Raw genomic sequence first — 727 nt, 5'->3', positions numbered from 1 at the left:
CCCAGCAATCCGCTCCAACACCTCCTCCACCACCACCACCGGCGACACCTCACCCCGCCGCAACAACCCCGACAACACCCCCAACGACAACTCAGCAAACATCCTCAGCCACACCCCCACCCGGCAACGACGGAACCCGCTTATGCCAATCAGTACGCTGCTGATACGCATTCGCCACCGTCAGCACCGTCGTGTCATCACCAGGACGACCCACAATCTGCAACCCGATCGGCAACCCCGCCTTCGTGAAACCACACGGAACCGACACCGCAGGCGCACCCGCCACACTGAACGGACGCCGGAACCGGTTCTGCGCCGCCCGCGCCGCACCCCGCCCATTGTCCCGCGGCACCTGCTCATCGAACCGCGCCGGCGGACCCGGCGACGTCAACGTCACCACCACATCGACATCCGCCATCGCCTTCCGGAACTCCTCCTGAAACACCTTCCGCACCCGCAACGCCCGCAAATACGCCGACGCCGGCAACGTACTCGCCAACGCCATCCGGCTCCGCGCACTCTCCCCGAACAACTCACCCCGCTCCCGGAACAACTTCTCATGCACCGAATACGACTCACCAAGCAAAATCGTCGAATGCACAGTCTGGGCTTGTTCGATCATCGGTAACTCCACCGACGTACGCACCATGCCCGCCTCCGTCAACACCCCCACCGCAGCCTCCAACGCCGACCGAAACTCCGGATCCACCCCATCCACAAAAAACCC

The 727-nt window shown here is 63.8% G+C and carries 1 protein-coding gene; it reads right to left on the bottom strand.

What is annotated here, in order from left to right; translation table 11 throughout:
• Nucleotides 1-91: 91 nt before the first annotated feature.
• Nucleotides 92-727, bottom strand: a 636-nt coding sequence (locus OO71_RS45905; RefSeq protein ID WP_245633993.1) for an amidase family protein, incomplete at its 5' end; no start/stop codon positions are given.

The organism is Amycolatopsis jejuensis (assembly GCF_000717335.1).
GTDB classification, from domain to species: Bacteria; Actinomycetota; Actinomycetes; order Mycobacteriales; family Pseudonocardiaceae; genus Amycolatopsis; species Amycolatopsis jejuensis.
This window is presented reverse-complemented; position numbering and strand designations above follow the sequence as displayed.